General features: G+C 73.4%; 3 protein-coding genes. 1 reads left to right on the top strand and 2 read right to left on the bottom strand.

What is annotated here, in order from left to right; all coding sequences use genetic code 11:
- A partial coding sequence (locus tag WMI84_RS17880; RefSeq protein ID WP_347355125.1) for a MarR family winged helix-turn-helix transcriptional regulator occupies positions 1–424 on the top strand: 424 nt, incomplete at its 5' end.
- Between the two features lie 224 nt (positions 425–648).
- Here the strand turns inward: WMI84_RS17880 and WMI84_RS17875 are convergent.
- Together WMI84_RS17875 and WMI84_RS17870 are read right to left on the bottom strand one after the other, a co-directional pair.
- Entirely contained in the window at positions 649–1,464 is an 816-nt protein-coding gene (locus WMI84_RS17875) for a tyrosine-protein phosphatase (RefSeq protein WP_347355124.1), read from the bottom strand.
- A 421-nt stretch (positions 1,465–1,885) separates the two neighbouring features.
- The gene (locus tag WMI84_RS17870) at positions 1,886–2,833 is read right to left on the bottom strand and encodes an ornithine cyclodeaminase family protein (RefSeq protein ID WP_347355123.1); all 948 of its coding nucleotides are present in this window, start codon (positions 2,831–2,833) and stop codon (positions 1,886–1,888) included.
- Positions 2,834–2,877: the final 44 nt, after the last annotated feature.

Below are 2,877 nucleotides of genomic sequence, written 5' to 3'. Positions count from 1 at the left end.
CAACCGCGCCTTCCAGGACGAGCTGGCGAGGGTCGACGGGTCGTTGCCCTACTGGCTGGTCCTCATTGCGCTCAAGAGCGGCCGGCACGCCAGTCAGCGCGAGCTCGCCGACGCTGTCGGCATCCGGGGTGCGACGCTGACCCGTCACCTCGACTCCATGCAGACCGATGGCCTGGTCTCCCGCAGTGTCGACCCGGACAACCGCCGGATCCAGCGCGTCGAGCTCACCGAGGCCGGTGCCGCGGCCTTTCGCCGAATGCGTCGTGTCGCCATGGCGTTCGACCAGCGGCTGCGCACCGGGCTGAGCAGCCAGCAGATCGAGGACCTGTGTGCGCTACTCGATCACGTCCACGCCAACATCGACGATGGCCAGGACGAGCCCATGCCGCACCCACCACCTCAGTGGCGGGACCCGGTGCCCTGAGGAGACGGCCGCCCGAGGTCGACGCGGACCGGGCCCAGCGGCATACCCCTGTGTGCGTAGGAACGACCACCTTTGCCGGCGCACGCGCGGGTGCGTGCTCGGCGCCCGGGCCCACAGCGAAAGGTGGTCGTCCGGCGGGACGCGTGCGGTCGGAGCGGGGCCAGCGACCAGGGGCGACTCGCAGGCGCGACCGGGCCCAGCGGCATACCCCCGTGTGCCGTCGCTCAGCCGAGCAGCTTGCGGCGCATCCGGTCGGTGTCGGCGGGCGTCCAGCCCTCCTGTTCGAGCCAGCCCTGTACCCCGCCGAACCGGGCCCGCAGGGCATCGAGCATCAGGCGCATCGTCTCGGGCTGGGGTGACTGCTGCGCAACGGTCTTGTCGCGCAGGTTCTCCGCGTAGGCGGGCTTGGCGCGCAGTCGCTCGAGGATCTGTGGGACGCGCTCGGCCGAGGCGGCGTAGTCGGCGACGACCTGTTCGTCTCCCACGCCGACCAGCTTGAGGGCGAGGCCGACGATGGTTCCGGTGCGGTCCTTGCCGGCGGCGCAGTGCACGATCGCGGCTCCCTCGCTCGTGCTGACGGCATGCAGGGCGGCCAGCACGGAGTCGGGCCGGGTGGTGAGGTAGCGCAGGTAGTGCTGGGACCAGAACTCGTCGTGGCTCGGGTGGTGGTGCCCGTTGCGGGCATCGGCACGGGCCCGCCTCTTGTCCGTCTCCCACGGGAGGGCCTTCTCCGCCGCCGGGATCCCGGACTCGTCGCTGCCCTCGCGGTAGAGGGTGAAGTGGTGCAGGTGGACCCGGGGGACGCGCACCAGCGGTCCGTCGCCCTCCTTGGCGACCTCGACGAAGGTGCGCAGGTCGACCACGTCGGTCAGGTGGTACTGCTCGAGCAGGACCCGGACCGAGCGCGGGGGCAGGTCCTGCAGGTTGTCCGAGCGGAGCAGCCGGTGCTCCTGCACGACGTCGCCCGCCTCCGTCACCATGCCGCCGACGTCCCTCATGTTGACGACGCCGGTGAGGTCGATCCAGTTGGGTTGCACCACCCTTCGACCATAGGCCTGCCCGGCGGGCGTCGCGTGGCGCGCCGCTGTCCGGCTTGTCGTGGTCCACCGGAGGTCGCGTACCGGCCGACGACCGTTTGTCCGCCGGAGGTCGCGTACCGGCCGACGACCGTTGGTCCACGACTGGCCCCGAAAGCGCGGCCGGCGCGGCGTGTCGCGGCTGGGCCGAGAGAAACGGTCGTCCGTCGGTACGGAGTGGCCCGAGCCGGTCAGGGGCGGGGCGCGGGGCAGCTACCGGCGCAGGTCGACGACCCGGCCGAGGACGCCGTACCGGTGAACGACCGTTGGTCCACGACTGGCCCCGAAAGCGCGGCCGGCGCGGCGTGTCGCGGCTGGGCCGAGAGAAACGGTCGTCCGTCGGTACGGAGTGGCCCGAGCCGGTCAGGGGCGGGGCGCGGGGCAGCTATCGGCGCAGGTCGATGACCCGACCGGCGTCGGCGGCGTCGCCCGCGCGGGCCACGGCAGCACCGACGACGAGGTCGGCGAGCGCCATACCCAGGTTCTGGCAGACGATCCGCCCCGGCGGGCGGTCGCCGTCCAGCAGGTCACCGTCCCAGGCCGTCGCCGCCGGGTAGCCCGGCCCCAGCTTGCCGGCGAGCCGGGAGGCCTCGAACTGGTCGAGGTCGTCGGAGGCCAGCAGCGCCGTCGCGGCGAGGTCCGGGCCGACCGAGCTCGCGTAGTCGATGGGCAGCAGCAACGTCTGCGCCCCGACGTCGCTCGGGTCCAGGTGGGCCCCGTCGATCCCGATGGACAGGCCGGTGATGACGACCCCGGCCCCGCGGACCGCCTCCCCGGGGGTCGCCACGACGTGCAGGTCGACCGAGGGCACGTGCGCGGCCGCCCAGTCCGCGAGCTGCTCGCGTGCCTCGCCGCGGCGGGCGTAGACGACGACCTCGAGCCGGCCGAGCGCCTCGAGTACCTGCAGGTGGGAACGGGCCTGGGCCCCAGCGCCCGTGTAAGCGGCATGGCCCGTCGCGGAGGCCAACGAACGCAGGCACGCGCCGGTCACCGCCGCCGTGCGTCGCGCCGTGACCTCTGCGGCGGAGATCAGGTGCGTCGGGACGCCGGTCTGCCCGTCGTTGAGCACGAGCACACCGGACGCGGTGGGCAGCCCGCGGGCGGCGTTGGTGGGGAACAGCGTGATCCACTTGTTCCCGACCAGCCCGCGCTCGGGCCAGGTGGCCGACATCCCGTTGGCGAACGAGTCCCGCGGTCCGGCGTGCACCGTGTGCTTCGGCGGGACGTCCCCCTCGCCGCGGGCCCGCGCCCGCAGCGCGTCGGCGACCAGGTCGACCGTCGCGATGGGGTCTGGGGCCAGGGCGGCGACGTCGGCGTCGGTGAGCACGCGCATGGCGTCAACCTATCCGGCGGGCGCGGGTCTCCACGGAACGGCGG

It is taken from the genome of Intrasporangium sp. (assembly GCF_039812505.1).
GTDB lineage: Bacteria > Actinomycetota > Actinomycetes > Actinomycetales > Dermatophilaceae > Intrasporangium_A.
Note: the sequence above shows the minus strand (reverse complement) of the source record. Positions and strands in the feature narration are given on the sequence as shown.

What these genes read in the sequence shown, in the direction of transcription:
- WMI84_RS17870 (WP_347355123.1), bottom strand. Translation starts at nt 2,833, where the DNA reads ATGCGCGTGCTCACCGACGCCGACGTCGCCGCCCTGGCCCCAGACCCC.